General features: G+C 62.5%; 15 protein-coding genes and 2 tRNA genes. 6 read left to right on the plus strand and 11 right to left on the minus strand.

Annotated elements, in window-relative coordinates; genetic code table 11:
* The first annotated feature begins 37 nt into the window (after positions 1 to 37).
* Entirely contained in the window at positions 38 to 2,578 is a 2,541-nt protein-coding gene (locus LY622_RS18830) for a chemotaxis protein CheB (RefSeq protein WP_234292272.1), read from the plus strand.
* A 74-nt stretch (positions 2,579 to 2,652) separates the two neighbouring features.
* Here the strand turns inward: LY622_RS18830 and LY622_RS18835 are convergent, their stop codons facing one another.
* The gene (locus tag LY622_RS18835; protein WP_234292273.1) at positions 2,653 to 2,814 is read right to left on the minus strand and encodes a hypothetical protein; all 162 of its coding nucleotides are present in this window, start codon (positions 2,812 to 2,814) and stop codon (positions 2,653 to 2,655) included.
* Between the two features lie 31 nt (positions 2,815 to 2,845).
* Positions 2,846 to 3,007, minus strand: coding sequence for a hypothetical protein (locus tag LY622_RS18840; RefSeq protein ID WP_234292274.1), 162 nt, complete (start codon positions 3,005 to 3,007; stop codon positions 2,846 to 2,848).
* 344 nt (positions 3,008 to 3,351) lie between these two features.
* Here LY622_RS18840 and LY622_RS18845 point away from each other — a divergent pair, with 344 nt between their 5' ends.
* Both LY622_RS18845 and LY622_RS18850 read left to right on the plus strand, forming a co-directional pair.
* Positions 3,352 to 4,515, plus strand: coding sequence for an AI-2E family transporter (locus LY622_RS18845; RefSeq protein ID WP_234292275.1), 1,164 nt, complete (start codon positions 3,352 to 3,354; stop codon positions 4,513 to 4,515).
* A gap of 45 nt (positions 4,516 to 4,560) precedes the next feature.
* Positions 4,561 to 4,845 (plus strand): ElaB/YgaM/YqjD family protein, encoded by a 285-nt coding sequence (locus tag LY622_RS18850; RefSeq protein WP_234280067.1) that lies wholly within the window; start codon positions 4,561 to 4,563, stop codon positions 4,843 to 4,845.
* A gap of 166 nt (positions 4,846 to 5,011) precedes the next feature.
* Here LY622_RS18850 and LY622_RS18855 read toward each other — a convergent pair whose 3' ends face one another.
* Positions 5,012 to 5,722: a Crp/Fnr family transcriptional regulator gene (locus LY622_RS18855; protein ID WP_234292276.1), complete on the minus strand. Its 711-nt coding sequence runs from the start codon at positions 5,720 to 5,722 to the stop codon at positions 5,012 to 5,014.
* A gap of 180 nt (positions 5,723 to 5,902) precedes the next feature.
* The gene (locus LY622_RS18860; protein WP_234292277.1) at positions 5,903 to 6,622 is read right to left on the minus strand and encodes a Crp/Fnr family transcriptional regulator; all 720 of its coding nucleotides are present in this window, start codon (positions 6,620 to 6,622) and stop codon (positions 5,903 to 5,905) included.
* Positions 6,623 to 6,900: 278 nt separating this feature from the next.
* Between LY622_RS18860 and LY622_RS18865 the strand changes: the two genes are divergently transcribed.
* Both LY622_RS18865 and LY622_RS18870 read left to right on the plus strand, forming a co-directional pair.
* Complete coding sequence (locus tag LY622_RS18865; RefSeq protein ID WP_234292278.1) at positions 6,901 to 8,082, plus strand: diguanylate cyclase domain-containing protein; 1,182 nt, start codon at positions 6,901 to 6,903, stop codon at positions 8,080 to 8,082.
* Positions 8,083 to 8,425: 343 nt separating this feature from the next.
* Positions 8,426 to 9,733: a peptidoglycan-binding domain-containing protein gene (locus LY622_RS18870; RefSeq protein WP_234292455.1), complete on the plus strand. Its 1,308-nt coding sequence runs from the start codon at positions 8,426 to 8,428 to the stop codon at positions 9,731 to 9,733.
* A 103-nt stretch (positions 9,734 to 9,836) separates the two neighbouring features.
* Here the strand turns inward: LY622_RS18870 and LY622_RS18875 are convergent.
* The 7 genes from LY622_RS18875 to LY622_RS18905 form a co-directional block, all read right to left on the minus strand.
* A tRNA-Lys gene (locus LY622_RS18875) sits at positions 9,837 to 9,912 on the minus strand.
* Positions 9,913 to 9,942: 30 nt separating this feature from the next.
* A tRNA-Lys gene (locus tag LY622_RS18880) sits at positions 9,943 to 10,018 on the minus strand.
* Between the two features lie 87 nt (positions 10,019 to 10,105).
* Positions 10,106 to 10,963 carry a 23S rRNA pseudouridine(2605) synthase RluB gene (rluB, locus tag LY622_RS18885; protein ID WP_234292279.1) on the minus strand — a complete coding sequence of 286 codons (858 nt, stop codon included), beginning with the start codon at positions 10,961 to 10,963 and terminating at the stop codon, positions 10,106 to 10,108.
* Positions 10,960 to 11,865: an SMC-Scp complex subunit ScpB gene (scpB, locus tag LY622_RS18890; RefSeq protein WP_234292280.1), complete on the minus strand. Its 906-nt coding sequence runs from the start codon at positions 11,863 to 11,865 to the stop codon at positions 10,960 to 10,962. The genes rluB and scpB overlap by 4 nt, the downstream gene beginning before the upstream one ends.
* Positions 11,862 to 12,818 (minus strand): segregation and condensation protein A, encoded by a 957-nt coding sequence (locus LY622_RS18895; RefSeq protein ID WP_439649601.1) that lies wholly within the window; start codon positions 12,816 to 12,818, stop codon positions 11,862 to 11,864. Before LY622_RS18895 ends, scpB begins: the two co-directional genes overlap by 4 nt.
* A gap of 233 nt (positions 12,819 to 13,051) precedes the next feature.
* Positions 13,052 to 14,875: a DNA repair helicase RadD gene (radD, locus tag LY622_RS18900; protein ID WP_234292281.1), complete on the minus strand. Its 1,824-nt coding sequence runs from the start codon at positions 14,873 to 14,875 to the stop codon at positions 13,052 to 13,054.
* 75 nt (positions 14,876 to 14,950) lie between these two features.
* On the minus strand, positions 14,951 to 15,745 hold the full coding sequence (locus LY622_RS18905) for a crotonase/enoyl-CoA hydratase family protein (RefSeq protein WP_234292282.1): 795 nt from the start codon (positions 15,743 to 15,745) through the stop codon (positions 14,951 to 14,953).
* Between the two features lie 328 nt (positions 15,746 to 16,073).
* On the opposite strand from LY622_RS18905, the gene LY622_RS18910 reads away from it, so the two are divergent.
* On the plus strand, positions 16,074 to 16,565 hold the full coding sequence (locus tag LY622_RS18910; protein WP_234292283.1) for a hypothetical protein: 492 nt from the start codon (positions 16,074 to 16,076) through the stop codon (positions 16,563 to 16,565).
* Positions 16,566 to 16,623: the final 58 nt, after the last annotated feature.

Consider the following 16,623-nt stretch of genomic DNA (forward strand, 5'->3'; position numbering starts at 1 on the left):
ACGCTGCGACACCTGCCAAGCCACCGGCGACGCTCCGGTGACCACGCGAATTCTGGGTATTGGCGCCTCCGCCGGTGGCCTGGCGCCGCTGGAACAGTTTCTGGCCCGGATCCCGCCCCACAGCCAAATGGCCTATGTGGTGGTGCAGCATCTCGATCCCACCCATAAGGCGTTGCTCCCGGAATTACTCCAGCGCGTCACCCCGATGCCCGTGCGGGAAGCCACCCACGGCATGCCCATCGAGCCCGACTGCGTGTATGTGATTCCGCCGAATGCGGAAATCAGCGTTGTCGACGGCTTGCTGAAGCTCGCAGCGCCCATGGAACCCAGGGGACTGCGCCTGCCCATCAACGTGCTGTTTTCTTCCCTGGCCATCGCCCAGGGGGAGCAAGCCATCGGGGTAGTGCTGTCCGGCATGGGTTCTGACGGCACCCTGGGCTTACAGGCGATCAAGGCCGTGGGCGGTATCACGGCAGCGCAACAGCCCGACTCGGCTCAGTTCGATGCCATGCCCAACAGTGCCATCGCTGCAAACTGTGCCGATATCATTGCCCCGCCAGGCGACTTGCCCACCCGTATACTGGCCTGCGTTACCCAGGCGTCCACCCCAGGCAACTCCGGCGTGGAGGCGGTAGAACCCGAGCTCGAATCGACGCCCTTGAAGCGCATTCTCCGTCTGCTTCAACAGCGCACCCGACACGATTTCTCCCTCTACAAGCCAAGCACCCTGCACCGCCGCATGGAGCGGCGCATGGCGATCCACGAAATCGCCACCCTGTCGCTTTACGCGGATTATCTCAAGCACAACCCCCAGGAGATCGACCTGCTGTTCAAGGAAGTGCTCATCGGAGTCACCAGTTTTTTCCGCGATGCCGCGGTCTGGCAGCATCTGGCGGAAACCACCCTGCCAGAATTGCTGACGCGACAGCCCAGGGAGCCCCAGCTGCGTGCCTGGGTGGTCGGCTGCTCAACCGGTGAAGAGGCCTACTCCCTGGCAATGGTCTTTACCGAGGTGCTGGAAAAGCTGCCACAAGCCCATGACATTACCCTGCAGATATTCGCCTCCGACCTGAGCCCGGACGCCATTGCCACCGCACGCCGCGGGCACTACACCGCCGATATCGAAACCAGCGTCTCGAGGGAACGCTTGGCGCGTTTTTTCAGCGCCCATCAGAATGGCTACCGCATCAACAGCCATATCCGCGATCTGGTGCTGTTCGCCCAGCAGGATGTGGTACTTGACCCCCCCTTCACCCGCCTCGACCTCATTTCCTGTCGCAACCTGCTGATCTACTTCGATCATAGCCTGCAAAGCAGACTCATTCCCCTGTTTCACTACAGCTTGCGCGCTGGGGGTGTACTGTTACTGGGGAGCTCGGAGACGGTAGGGCGCAACACTCAGCTGTTTTCTCCCATTCAACCCAAGCTACGGCTTTATCGGCGCCAGGATAATGCCCAGAGCGGTGACACCCGATTGCCGGTGAAGGCGTTCCCCCCCCTGTCCTGGATAGCCAAGGAGCTTCCCGTGCCCGCCAATCACTCATCCTCCCAGCCAAAGGATAACCTGCAAGCGGCGGCCGACCAGGTGTTACTGCAGGTCTACGCCCCCGCCGCGGTGGTGGTCAACGATGAGGGTGATATCGTCTACATCAGCGGGCGCACAGGAAAGTACCTGGAGCCTGCCGCCGGCAAGGCCAACTGGAATTTTCACGCCATGGTGCGGGAAGGTCTGCGGACGCCCATCGGCAGCGCCCTGCGCCAGGCTGCGGAGCAGAGCGAGCCGCTGCAATTGCCAGGTCTTCAGGTGCAACTGCCCGGCGGTGGCATGCAGAGCGTCGATATCACCGTGCAGGCACTACGAGAGCCCACCGCCCTGCGCGGGATGAAGATGATCGTATTCCGCGACATCGCCCAGACTCATGCCGACCCGGCCACCAAAAGCAAGTCGACAACAGCCGCGCAGCGGGCCCATGCCGCCGAGTTGCAACAGTGCCAGGATGAAATCCAGACCCTGCGTGAGGAAAACCGGGCTTCCCGGGAAGAGTTGCAGTCAGCCAACGAGGAATTGCAATCGACCAATGAGGAATTGCAGTCCACCAACGAAGAGCTGACCACCTCGAAGGAAGAGATGCAGTCCATGAATGAGGAGCTGCAAACCATCAACGCGGAAATGCAGACCAAGCTCGACGATCTCGCCCTCGCTCAGAGCGATATGAAAAACCTGCTCAACAGCATCGAGATAGCCATTCTGTTTCTCGACCAGAACTTGAACCTCCGTCGCTTCACCGACCGGGCATCAAAGATCATCAGCATTCGCGAAAGCGACATCGGCCGCCCCCTTAGCGATCTTACCACCACCCTGAAGTACCCGGAACTTAACGACGACGCCCTTAACACCTTGAGCACCCTGGCCTTCTCCGAGAAGCAGATCACTACCACTGACGACCGCTGGTTTACGGTACGGATCATGCCCTATCGCCGGCTAGACAATGTCATAGACGGCGTGGTGATCACCCTTTTGGATATCACCGCGACCAAGGAGTTGGAACAGTCCCTGCGCAAGGATTTGCAATCGTGACGGTAAGGCCAGAATAATCTCGTCGGCACGATGGATCCGGGTAGATACTACTACCCGGACCTTCCGCACTATGCCTACTGAGAAATCCGATCACCTGCGTAGTAGGACTCAATGGTCGAATTCCAGGTAGCGTCAGCCATGTTCGGCCATTGATCCTTGTCGAAGCCCGGTGCGTTCTTCAGGCGCTCGCCATCTACATCAAGCATGAACCGTCTGTTCTTCGTATCGAGCTTCAAGGCCTTCCCCTTGATAGCACTGTTGGATCGTTCATTTCTTTTCCTCCTTGGCATCGTCATTGATTTTTCCCAACACGGAGCCCCCCTTGTCGCCATGATTTTCGACTTTACCCTTCTTCTCCGTGCGCGTGTCGTCGGCAACTTCCGTAGCCTTATCCTTACTCGAACTATCTTTGACCTGATCCTTGTTCATGACCTGCACTCCAGACGCTCGTTAAATTTAAGCTCTTCATCTCACCATGAACGCATGTAAAAACAGGGTGATAATGAGAAAATAGTTGCTGATCCAGGCTTGGTCTGTGCGGTGCCTAACTTATGAGAAGCCATTTTTAGACAGGTCCGCGAGTTGCTGCATCACCGGACGGCTACGCTTTGTGTGGTAGCGCACCGAAGGATCGCCCGCTTGCGCCTAAGCTGAAATATCTTTTCTTTTCATGATCTCCAGACCCAAGAGGGCCGACATCTCGTGCCCATACACCGCTATCCATAAATGGATCAAGGGGTGCCAGGACCGCATATAGAGGGTAGAGGAAACCCATGAGCTTCGAAAAGAGAACGCAAATCGACTTTGCACCCGGCGAACAACGGCTGCTTCGCTACACCATTGTCGCCCTCAGCGCCGTTACTCTGGTTGGCACCGTCGTGTTCATCATCTGGGTTCTTGGGCAAATCATCGGCGCCCTGCACTCCTTGGTCTTCCCCCTTGCCATTGCGGGGGTGATGGCCTTGATCTTGCTCCCGATCGTAGAACTCTTCGAACGCCACCTACGTATGAACCGGCTCGGCGCCGTGATCTCCCTGTTTGTGATCCTGTTCGGCCTGTTTCTAACGGTGATGGTGCTGGTCCTGCCGACGGCTATCCATCAGGGCAGCCAATTCTTCCAGTCTGTGCCTGAGATCGCCGAACGCGGACACGCCAGCCTGTCAGCCCGGTTCCCGAGAGCATTGCCGATGGTGGAAGACGCCATAGCCGAAATGGAGATCCAATCGATGCTTCCGGATGCAGAGGAGGCCACTGACCGCACCATGAAATACATCGGTTTCCTGGTAGGCCTCGGTTTCGTGCCTCTGTACCTCTTCTTTGCGCTACTCTCCGGTGGCCGCATGAAACAGCATGCCAAGGGGATGCTGTTTCTGTTCACAAAGCAGCGGCAGAATGAAGTCGTGTACCTGGTTCAGCTCTTTATCAATTACGTCACCGCGTTCTTCCGCGGACAGCTGACCATCGCCTTGATCATGGGCGTGATGATGGCAGTCGGTTTTACCGTCATCGGCCTCGAGGCCGCCATTTTCCTGGGCCTCGCCCTGGGGCTGCTGAACATCGTGCCCTACCTTGGCTTCATTGTTGGCGTTGTCACCGTGCTACCCATCGCCTATTTTCAGCCAGGAGGGGGCTCACAGCTCGTCATGCTGGTGCTGGCGGTCATCGCTGTCACACAGCTGGTGGAGAGCATGCTGCTCACACCCAAGATCATGGCCGACCGCTCAGGCCTGCACCCGGCCCTGGTCGTGATCTCCATCCTGTTCTGGGGAACGGTGCTGGGTGGGGTCGTCGGCATGATACTCGCCGTTCCCCTGACAGCGTTTCTCCTCACCCTCGGGGAGCACATGAAAAGCAGGCTAACCACCACGACCCGGCCTGATACCCTCGACCAGCAGATAGTCAGAGAAACCATTGGCGACGATGAGCGTCTTACCTGACAGGTCATCTTCACCCGTCGACACAGCCACAAGGAAGATACGATCATGACTATGAAAGCAAGCGGACACGAGACCATCGATCAGGTCGCGGGCAAGGCTCATGAAGCGGTGGACAGGGCAGCCGAGACCGCTGGCAAGGCCGAGGAGTACACTCGGGAGCAGGCATCCCGCGCCGAAGAGCGCGTTCGCGAGGTGGCCGTCCATGGGCGCCAGCGGGCCGATGATGTGCTCGAACGCGTGAGCACCCACGTCCGCGAAAACCCGCTGATGTCCATTGGCATCGCCTTTATCGCTGGCGCGCTGTACTCCTCACTGAGGCGACGCCGGTAATCCTCGGCCTGCAGGATGCCAAAACCGGCGGGGCGACGAAACGGCCGGGCATGCCGCCGGCGGCGACAGTCTCGGCTGAGCCTGGATCTCAACACGATCGTCACCTCATGATTTTTCGGCGGGCGCGCACCCCAGGGCGCGCCAGCCGATCTCATGATGCGCGTCCTTAGGTAATGTACCGACGGTAAAGGCTGCGATCGGAGGCATAGCAGCCGCAGGAAGCCTCGATCAGACCCGTTCGGTCCAGCACCACGATGTCTCCTCGCTGATAGCGAATCAGCCGGCGCGACTGAAGTGCCATGGCGGCCAGGGTGATGCCTGCGCGACGCACCCCCAGCATCATGGCCAGGAACTCGTGGGTAAGATGCAGCTCATCCGAGTGCGCACGATCCTGGGTCATCAGCAGCCAGCGCGCCAGACGGGCCTCGACCTGATGGAAGTGGGTACATGCCGCCACCCGGGATAGCTGGTGCATGACCACATAGAGATAGCGCTTGAGCAGCGCCTGAAGCGTGGGGCTCTGCGCCAGGTGGCGACCAAAGACAACCGCCGGCATGCGCAGCGCCGGCCCTGCACCCTGTACCAGGGCGAGCCAGGGTGACTCATCGACCCCCAGAATCAGGGGCGTTCCCAACATCCCTTCACTGCCGACCATCGCCACTTCCAGCTGCTCCCGGTCACTACTCAGGTTGGCAATCTGGGAGATGAAGCTGTCGAGGGGAAAATGGACATGCGAAATCCGCCCACCGTGCTCGGTAATCACTTCACCGAACACCAGGTCAATGGCCTGGCAATCGGCAAGGAAAGATGCCCTCTCCCGTTGCGGCAACCTGTCGATAAGGTGATTGGTCATCGGGCTTGGGGGTGAAGGCTTCATGGGCGCGCTCCCGGTGGAAACATCGGCAATGGGCACATGGCAAGCAAGGGATCAAGAAATTACCAATAGACCGCTGAGAGAACACTGGCATGTCCTTCATCAGGCCGTCGGTGCGCCAGGATACATACGCTGGACGGGCACTGCGCGAGAATCCACCCGGCCCGACAAGGAAAGGGGCCTTCAGCCGGGGCGATGGAAGCTCAGCAGGCGGTCGTACTCCTTCCTGACGACCGTGTAGCACTCGCAGACACGCGCTTCCAGGCCAGGCCTGTCGAGAATGCTGATGTGCCCGCGGCGGTAGGAAATCAGTCCGGCCCGCTGCAGCTTGCCGGCCGCCTCGGTGACGCCTTCTCGGCGGACGCCAAGCATGTTGGCGATCAGTTCCTGGGTCATGACCAGCTCGTTGACCGGCAAGCGATCCAGGCTCAGCAACAGCCAGCGACACAGCTGTTGATCCAGGCTGTGATGCCGGTTGCACACTGCAGTCTGAGCCATCTGGGTGATCAGGGCCTGGGTGTAACGCAATAACAGATACTGGAACGTTGACGCGCGATCGAACTCGTCCTTCAGCAGCTGCCCATCGAGGCGATAGGCGCTGCCGGCACTCTGCACGATGGCACGGCTCGGCGTCGACTCACCTCCCATGAACAGCGCGATGCCGACGATACCCTCGCTACCGACGACGGCTATTTCCGTCGAGTCACCATCGTCCATGACGCACAGCAGCGATACGATGCAATCCACGGGAAAATAGACATGGCGCATCACCTTTCCCGACTCGGCCAGCGAATCCCCCAGCGTCAATTCTACTCGCTTGAGGTGGGGCGCCAGGCGCTGGTATTCATCCTTCGGCAGGGCCGCCAGCAAGTGATTCTGGCGCGGGTCTTGTTGCAGGGCCATGACTGACACTCCTGTATCGGGAAAGCTCCCCGAGCGCGGGAGAAATAGTGGTCCTGGCGCATACGTTATAGCGAACAACAAGCAATTGCTATGTACGCCAGCGAACGGAAGCGACGCCGTCACGCCACTACGCTCTCGGGATACTGGCCAAGCCGCGCGCCCGGTCAGGCCATGCCGCCCCACCGGGGCTCATATGCAGGCGGAAAAGGAAATCGACTCATGGCAACGCCAACGTTTCTGATGATCTCGTCTCCTGCCTCTCGGGCTCGAGTGCCACATTGGGCCACGCCGACCTTGCCCACCGTCTGGGCGCGCGTGCCATGGACTTTGCCAGCTCCCGGGCCGACGGCATGAGGGACGAATCGCTGGTTCCACAGCAACCCTCAGCCTCCTTGCACTCGTTACACCCCCAGGATCCGGTGCGGCTAGGACACACCCAGATCCACGCCTCGAGGCGGGACGTCGCAGCAGCCCTGGACGCCGAGCGGGCATGGGCGCGCGTGGCCCTCAACACCGTTGGCGATGCTGTCCTGACCATCGACCTTCAGGGCGCGATCACCTACATGAACCGAATGGCTGAAATTCTGACAGGCTGGTCGGAACCGGAGGCGATCGGCAAGCCACTTTCCCGTGTGCTCCTCCTTGTCGACAGCAAGACACATCAAACAACCATCACCTCCGGGCGTCGGGCCATCGAAGAGAACAGAGCGGTAGGCCTCTCCCTGGATTGCGCGCTGGTCCGCCAGGATGGCAGCGAGCTGGAGATCGAGGATTCAGCGGCGCCGATCCATGACCGAGACGGCCGCGTCACCGGCGCCGTGATCGTGTTCCGCGACGCTTCCATGTCGCAGGTCATGCTGGATAGGATGGCCTACCTGGCGCAGCATGATGCGCTAACCGGCCTGGCCAATCGCGCGCTGATGACGGAACGTCTCTCCCAAGCCATAGGCCTAGCCCGACGACACCGGCACCTGGTCGCCCTGCTCTATCTTGACCTCGATGCCTTCAAGCCCATCAATGACTCACTCGGCCATGCCGTGGGTGACAGCCTGCTCCAGGCTGTTGCGGGCCGTCTTCGCGATTGCATGCGCGACATCGACACCGTCTGCCGTCAGGGTGGCGACGAATTCGCCATCCTGCTTGCCGAGATCAGGAAGCCAGAAGACGCCACCAAGGTCGCGAAAAAACTGCTTGCCGTCCTGAGCAGGCCCTACCGTATCGAGGGTCATGAACTCCTCATCACGCTCAGCATCGGCATCAGCCTCTACCCGGATGACGCCGACGATGCCGAAGCCCTCATGCACAATGCCGACATGGCCATGTATCACACCAAGCGGAATGGCCGAAATGGGCACCAGTGCTTCACCGCCGAGATGAATACCCTGCCCTTCCAGCGGAGACGAACCGAACCGGGCGTGCATCGGGCACTCGACGCGTCGCAACTCTTTTTCGATTTTTAGTCGAGTGTACGCCAGCGCACAGACCGAGGTCTGCTTAAGACATATCCTTGGTGTGAGTGAGGCAAGGAACAGCCGGTACAGGGAGTTACACTACGCGTCGCAAGGACTGCGACGCCATCAGGACACGAACCATCCCGCAGCATCCTGAAACAGGAACATGCGCCGCAGAGGAATCCATTATGAACAACATCGTTTACATCGTCGGCGCCATCGTCATCGTGCTGGTGATTCTATCCGTCCTCGGCCTTCGTTGAGACAAGCCAGGACCGAGTGGAATGGCAAGGCAGCACGGTGAGACCTGGCGGCTGCAGGTCACAGACTCCTTTCACTGGAGACCCCCGTGATGATCAAAGCAAGCGTGCTCCTGCTCTTGTTGGTAAGCCACATCGCGCTGGCCAGTGCCGATTACCGCTACCCCGAGGCCCTGCAGACCTACGAGCGGCAGGAGTACCGCCAGGCCTTGCAGATGTTCGACCGGCTTGCCACCAGCGGCGACCCCGAAGCCCAGTACATGCTGGGGCAAATGCACGAGGCCGGCCATGGGACGCTTCAGGACTTCGTGGAAGCGCACAAATGGTACAACCTCGCGGCGGCTCGCGGGCACCGCCGTGCCGCCGCCGCGCGGGATGCAGTGGCGGCACGGATGACCGCGCAGCAGATCAGCGAGGCTCAACAGACAGCCCGCGCCTGGCAGCCGGAAGAGGCACCTTCCGCACAGGCGACACCCCCATCGCGGCCCGACATCGAGACCCTGTCGGGCCGGCAAGGCGTGGCCGAAATACAGCGCGAGCTCAATCGACTCGGCTATGACGCCGGCCCGGCGGATGGCGTCATGGGGCGCCGGACCCGCAACGCGATACACGCGTACCAGGCCGACATGGACATGGCCCAGGACGGCCACGCCACGGCTGACCTGCTGAGACGGTTGCGCCAGACGGAGAGGGTAGCGGTCACGGCTACCGCGCCGCCAGCACCCACGGCCTCACCTCGTATTGCCCTGGACGACGACTTCAGCGATGGCGACTACCGTCGCAATCCTGCCTGGACGGTGCTCAGCGGCGACTTCAGCATCGATCGCAACGGCTTGCGCAGCGTGGTCGAGATTCCGGAAGAGGGAGCCTCGACGGGGCCGAGCCTGCACTCCGACCGGCCCGAGGACATTGGCCTGGCCATGCTGAAACTGTTCCTCGAACAGAGGGGCAATGTTCGACCCGAAGCGGCGCCGGCAGCCGCAGAATCCGCCAGGATCTTCGTCTCCTCGCCGATCCGTAACGCCTTCGAAATGGAGCTGGAACTGGCTTCCCGCCAAAATATGGGTAGTCTCGAGATGGGGGTCTTTCAGGGCAGCCGTCCGGGCAGCGGCTACCGGCTGGTCTATCGCCCCGGTGCGCGCCCCGGGCTGAGCCTGATAAGGGTCACCAGCGACGGAAGCGACGTGATCGCCAGCAGCGATGGGGCAATCCACCTCGAGGACGACAGCTTCCATATCCTGACCTGGACCCGCGACGAGGACGGTCAGATGCGAATCAGCGTCGACGGGCGTCGTGTCATCCAGGCACGGGACACCAGTTTTCGCGAGCGCTTCCAGGGCTTCGTACTTGCCAATCATGGCGGCGACTATAGCCTTGGCCGGATACGAGTGGAGGATTGAGGAGAGCGCAGCACAACCGTCAGCAAACAAACGTCAGCAAACAAGAAAGGGCCCATCAGGGCCCTTTCTTGTTGGGTTCCAGTGATTCACTGAAACCGATGTCTGGTGGGTCGTGTAGGATTCGAACCTACGACCAATTGGTTAAAAGCCAACTGCTCTACCAACTGAGCTAACGACCCGGTGCTCGCGTGCAAGCATACAGGTTCGGATGGTGGGTCGTGTAGGATTCGAACCTACGACCAATTGGTTAAAAGCCAACTGCTCTACCAACTGAGCTAACGACCCGTCCGAACGGGGGCAGATATTACCCATCCAGCCCCCTGAAAGCAAGGGATTTTTGGCAGCCTGTCCAACGGCTTCCCGCCGACCGGTTCAGCGACCGCGAGGACTCTTCGGCTTGCGCATCGCCTGTACCGGCCGACGCTTGTTCTTGTCGCGGCTCCAGCGGTTCTTCTCATCCGGCGTCAACTCCGGCACCTTGCGCGAGGCCAGGCCCGCACTCTCGGCCAGGTCGTCGATCTCGGCCTGGGTGAGCTCCACCCACTCACCGGCCTTGGCCCGCTTGTCGAGGAAGATATTGCCGTAGCGCACACGCTTCAGGCGGCTCACCGTCAGCCCCTGGGACTCCCACAGACGCCGCACTTCCCGATTGCGGCCTTCGGTGATCACCACATGGAACCAGGTGTTGATACCTTCGCCGCCGAACTCCTGCACATCGGTGAAGCGTGCCGGGCCATCCTCGAGCATGACGCCCTGGACCATGGCCACGATCTGCTCCTTCTTCACCTCGCCCATGACCCGCACGGCGTACTCACGCTCCACCTGCGTGGAAGGGTGCATGAGGCGGTTGGCCAGCTCGCCGTCGGTGGTGAACAGCAACAGGCCGCTGGTGTTGATGTCCAGGCGCCCTATGGCGACCCAGCGCTCGCCTTTCAGGCGTGGCAGGCGCTCGAACACGGTACGCCGCCCTTCCGGGTCCTTGCGGGTGCACAGCTCGCCTTCCGGCTTGTTGTACATGATCACCCGCCGGGGAGTCTCCTCGACGCCACGCAGGGTGACGGGGCGGTCGTCGAAGCTGACCCGGTCGCGCATCTCGATGCGGTCGCCCAGGGTGGCCAGCTTGCCGTTGATCTTGACGCGACCCGCCGCGATGGCGGTTTCCATTTCGCGACGCGAACCCAGCCCGGCGCGGGCCAGTACCTTCTGCAGTTTTTCCGTGGTGGTCGTCATGGTTCGTCAGATGTCTCATCAGGTGTGAATTCCGCCCCCGCCCCGCCGTCATCATCGACGCTGGTGCGGGCACGTTCGGCCAGGCGGGCTTCCAGATCGGCAAAGCTCAGCCCGGGCCTGTCGGACGCCTTCCCGGCGTGTGTCGCGTCGGCCATCCCGGCCGTCGTGTCGTGATTCTCGCCACTTTCCCGCGTGGCCGCCAGCGCTGTCTCCTCCTGGCTTTCGTGCGCTTCGCCGCTCACCGCGCCAGCACCCGCTTCGCCCCCGTCGCCGGGGCCCTCCTCGTCCTCTTCGACCGGCTCGTCGGCCTGGGCCAGCACGGGGCTGGGCGGTGGCGGCGCCTCGTCCTCGAAGAAGGGCTCCGCCACCCCTTTCAGTTCGTGCATGGGCGGCAGCTCATCCAGGGTCTTGAGACCGAAATCGTCGAGGAACGAACGGGTGGTGGCGTAGACCGCCGGCCGGCCAGGCACATCCCGATGGCCGACCACGCGAATCCAGCCCCGCTCGGCCAGCGTGCGCATGATCGAGCTGCTCACCGCCACGCCCCGCACCTCTTCGATATCGCCTCGGGTCACCGGTTGCCGATAGGCGATCAGCGCCAGGGTCTCGAGCAGCGCCCGCGAATAGCGCTGAGGCCGCTCGTCCCACAGGCGGGAGACCCAGGGGGAGAGACGCGGCCGGATACGCAGCTGGTAGCCGGAAGCGGTCTCGATCAGCTCCATGGCTCCCGTCTCGTGGCGCCCCTCGACGCGCACCAGCGCTTCACGCAGTGCGCGACGCGGCGGCCGTTCGTTGTCGTCGAACAGGCTCTCGAGACGCTCCAGCGACAGCGGTTCCGCTGCCGCCAGCAGGGCCGCCTCGAGAATCTCGTCGAGGCTGTCCGGCAGCTCCATGGCGCTCATGCCTCTCCCTCCGGCGGCATGTCGACCTCCTCTTCAAAGGGGCTCTCGACATCATAGGGGCTTTCGACATCGGCTCCCTCATCGTCGAAGGCCGCCTCACCCGCCTCCTCTCGCGGCGCTCGCGCGCGCACATGGATCGGCGAGAGCGGTGCATTCTGAACGATCTCGATCATGGCTTCCTTGGCCAGCTCCAGGATCGCCATGAAAGTGACGATCACCCCGGCCCTGCCCTCCTCCAGCGTGAACAGCGCTTCGAAGGGCGTGTAGTGCTCGTGGGTCAGCCGCTCCATGATCGCCAGCATCCGCTCTCGGGTGGAGAGCGTCTCGCGACCGATATGGTGCGCCTGATTGAGTTCGGCGCGCCGCAGGATGCCGGCCAGGGCACCGAGCAGCTCATCGAGTTCCACGTCGGGATGGAGCACCCGGGCCTGCAGCGGCGGCAACGCGGCGCGAGCCGGGAACCAGTCGCGCCCCACCCGCGGCAGCTCGGCCAACGCCTCGGCGGCACTCTTGAGCTGCTCGTACTCCTGCAGGCGACGGATCAGCTCGGCCCGCGGGTCGTCCTCCTCGTCGTCGCCGTTCGCCTTGGGCGGGCGCGGCAGCAGGGTGCGCGACTTGATCTCGGCCAGCATCGCGGCCATCAGCAGGTACTCCCCGGCCAGTTCGATCTCCATGGCCTTCATCAGCTCCACGTACTCGATGTACTGATGGGTGATGGCGGCCACGTTGATGGCCAGGATATCCAGGTTCTGGCGGCGGATCAGGTAGAGCAGCAGGTCCAGCGGGCCTTCGAAGGCCTCGAGGAATATCCGCAGCGCCTCCGGCGGAATGTAGAGATCGTCCGGCAGCTCGGTGATCGGCTCGTCGAACAACCGCGCCAGGGCCTCCGCTGGAACGGCGGCATCCGGCATGTCACGCTGCTCAGGCGCGTCCGTCTGGGGCGTCTCGCTCACGCGGGGCTGGCCTCTCGGGGAAAGAGTCGATCAACGGGGCAGTCTAGCAAGATGGTGGATCGAGAAACAGCGCCATGGCGCCAGCTGCAACGAGGGGCGCCGGGGGCAGGCTGAAGAGGAGGTCCGATTCCAGGGATGGAATCGGTAGCGCCCAGGGAGGGGTTCACAGCGCCTCCTCGTAAGCCTGCCGCCGGAGTAGCCCCGAGCAGCGCTGCCCCGACATGTGTCTAGCTTTATTCCGCCGCCTCAGCCTTGCGATAGCGCCCGGTGTAGTCGAACAGCTTCTCACGCACCTGCCAGTGGCGGCCCATCTTGCGCCCCACCACGAAGTCCGGTGCCCGCAGGCGACGCTGCTCGGCCACCACCTCATCCGGGGAAGTCGGACGCCACGGCACCCCCGGGGCGCGCAGGTGGTCGCGCAGGAACACGGCGCCGAAGGCGGCGCGCTGGGCAGGCGTCTCCAGGGCGAACCATTCACTCAGACTCGCCCCGTCCTCGTCGTGGTAGGTCACCTTGAGCCGCGGCAGGCCACGGCCGTTCACGGTCGCCTCGAGCTGCATCCCGCTGACGCGAAGCACCCGGGCATCCTTCAGGCGAAGCGCCTCCTTCAGCTTGTCGTCGGCGTCCACCAGCAGGGTGTCGCAGCCATGGCAGCGCCGGGCGGCGATGTCGTTCTCCGCGCCGCAGTCGCCACATACCTTGAAGCGAAAGCGGAAGTCGCACTGCTGGTTGTCGATCAGCCCCTGGCAGCGGCGGCCGAAGTGCTCGATGACCAGCTCGCCGTCGCGCCGCCCCCAGTAGAGGTTGGCGTGGCCGCAGGCGGGACATTCGACCTGTACCGGTTCGGTATCCGAGGCCGGGCGGGGGCTACCCACCTCGGGGGCGTAGAGGTCCCAGGGATTGCCGGCGTAGTCGAGAATGAGACAGTCGCGCTTGCCCGGCGAAGGCCGCAGGCCGCGACCGACGATCTGCTGATAGAGGCTCACCGACTCGGTGGGCCGCAGGATGGCGATCAGGTCGACGTGGGGCGCATCGAAACCGGTGGTCAGCACCGCGACGTTGACCAGGAACTTGAGCCGTCGGGCCTTGAACGCGGCGATGACCGCCTCGCGCTGCTGCGATGCCGTCTCGCCGGTAATCAGCGCCGCCTCACCGGCCGGCAGATAGCCGAGCACCTCCTCGGCGTGGGCCACCGTGGCCGCGAACAGCATCACGCCTTGCCGCCCCCGGGCACGCTCGATGACTTCGGCGACGATGCCCGGGGTCGCGCGGCTGGCCGCCACCACTCGATTCAGCTCGTCTTCCCGATACAGCCCGCCGTCGGCAGGCCGAAGCGCCGAGAAATCATAACGCAGCTCTTTACCATCCTTGAAAAGCGCCGCATCGATGCGTGTCGGTGGAGCCAGGTAGCCCTGCTTGACCATCAGCCGCAGCGGTTGCTCGAAGACGCAATCGCGAAAGAAGCAGTCATCGTCACCACGCACCATGCCGTGATGGTGACGGTGGTAGATGAACCCCTGTCCCAGCCGGTAGGGCGTCGCCGTGAGGCCCAGGATCTTGAGGCTCGGATTGTGCTGGCGCAGCCGGTCTATCACCCGGCGGTAGCTCGAATCCTCGTCCGCGGAGACACGATGACACTCGTCGATCACCAGCAGGGTGAAGGCGCCACGGGGGTGATCGCCGGCGGCGAAACGGTCGAGGTTGCGCACCACCGACTGCACCGAGCCGAACACCACCTGGCGGGCACTCTCCTTGAGTCCGAGGCCGGCGCTGAAGATATCGGCCTCGAGCCCGTAGTCGAGATACTTGGCATGGTTCTGTTCGACGAGTTCACGCACGTGGGCGAGCACCAGCACCCGCCCCCGGGCCAGCCTCGCCAGCTCGGCGATCACCAGCGACTTGCCGCTGCCGGTGGGCAATACCACCACGGCCGGCTCGTGGCCGGCGCGAAAGTACTCGACGACCCGCTTCACCGCCTCCTGCTGGTAGGGGCGCAACGCAGGTTGACGGACAGGCAGCGAAACAGTGGGCGACAACGTCATTGGCAGATCAGACATGGGCAGGTCAGGCATGGCGGCACGAAGCCGCCATCTTACCCGGTCAACGCAGCCATCGTCAGGCTTGACGGGGCCTCAGGGGAAATGGGGCTCCCTGCCCTCCATTCGGGCGGCCACGGCCTCCACCTGCTCCTCGCCGCCCAGCAGGCCACCCTGCAGGCGCGCCTCCAGGGCCAGCCGCTCCCGCTGAGGAAGCCCGGGGGCAAGCGTGAAAAGCTCGCGGGCGGCAGCCACCGCCTTTGGCGAGCGCGCCGCGACCGAAGCCGCGATAGTCCGGGCGGTTTCCTGCGGATCATCGGCAAGCCGGGTCACGATGCCGAGCGCCAGGCCTTCGGCTCCATCCAGCTTACGCCCCGTCCAGGCCAGCTCACACAGGACGTCATGGCGGATGTCACTCGCCGTCACACTGATGGCCATATCGGGGATGATGCCCCAGACGATTTCCAACAGCGCCAGGCTGGCGTCGGGATGCGCCACCCGGATGTCCGCCCCCAGCGCAATCTGCAGACCGCCGCCGTAGACATGGCCATGCAGGGCGGCGATCACCGGCACCCCGGCGTCACGCCAGCCCAGCGCCAGGCGCTGTACCGGATTGATCCCCTGCTCATCGGCTGCCAGTAGCGAGGGCAATCGCTGTGGCTGCGTCATGATGGCCGCCATGTCGAGCCCTGCGCAGAAACTCTTGCCCTCTCCAGCCAGCACCACGGCACGCAGGCCGTCGAGCTCGGTCAGGCGCTGCTGCGCCGCGAGCAGGCCGTCGATCATCGCCCAGTCGAGCCCATTGTGCTCTCGCGCGCGCTTCAGGGTCACCTCGGCCACATGACTCGCGAAGGTGAGCATCACTCGGTCACAAAAAATTTCCTTTTTCATACCGCCTTTCCATTCAAGGGCTTTTATGCAGTTTGGCGGCATCCAGGCAAATATTCAAACATCTGTTTTATTTCCTTTGCAGGCAGCTTTTCCAACGTTCGTCTATAGTGAGCATTCAATGCCGTGTCAGACGAAAGCCGTAAGCCACTCACCCCGCTTAGGGGAATGGTACTAGTGATTTTCGTCATGCTCAGCGAATGGAATCGTCGCTGCAGCCGCTTGAAACGTCGCAGCGCTTGACATAGATCATGTAAAACGGGTGATGAGATCGTCAGTCTCTCTCGTGGGGAGGCCGCTGTCCCTTCGCTCCCGTTTAGAGGACACTGCCATGCCTGAAAACAATACGAAGATCGCCAGGCTCGTTTTGGTGCTGGATGAATTATTGGCCTTAGCCGAGGCCCATGAAAAAACCGAGCTGTCCCGCTACCGCCAGCTTGCCTTCAGCTTCCTGACCTTCGATACCTCGGTGAGCCGCCTGATGGCATCCCTGGGCATCCAGTGCGAGATGCGCATCGAAGAGTTGCAGCGTGTTTCCCGTCAGTTTGGGCTGACAGACCTGCCCACCAGCAGCGAAAAGGTCGAGGCCGCCCAACCCTACTTCATCTGCAGCCCGGATATGGCGAGCGATGTCTTGGCCCAGGCCATCATCGATGCGGAGTACTCGCTGCGGTTCCACCGGCACCTTCGCGAGGCAAGCGCCATACCGGCGCTCTATCCCGCCATGTCGGTGATCATCAAGCAGAAGCAGGCGGAACACGCCGTTCTCGAGGGCTTCATGAACACTCGCAGCTGCCTGGACCTGGCCAAGAAAGCGTCCTGATTCGCGAGAAACGAGCCACCCGGAACGAATGAGGCGACCTGACGGTCGCCTCATGTGC

It is taken from the genome of Halomonas alkalisoli (genome assembly GCF_021412585.1).
Classification (GTDB): Bacteria; Pseudomonadota; Gammaproteobacteria; order Pseudomonadales; family Halomonadaceae; genus Halomonas; species Halomonas alkalisoli.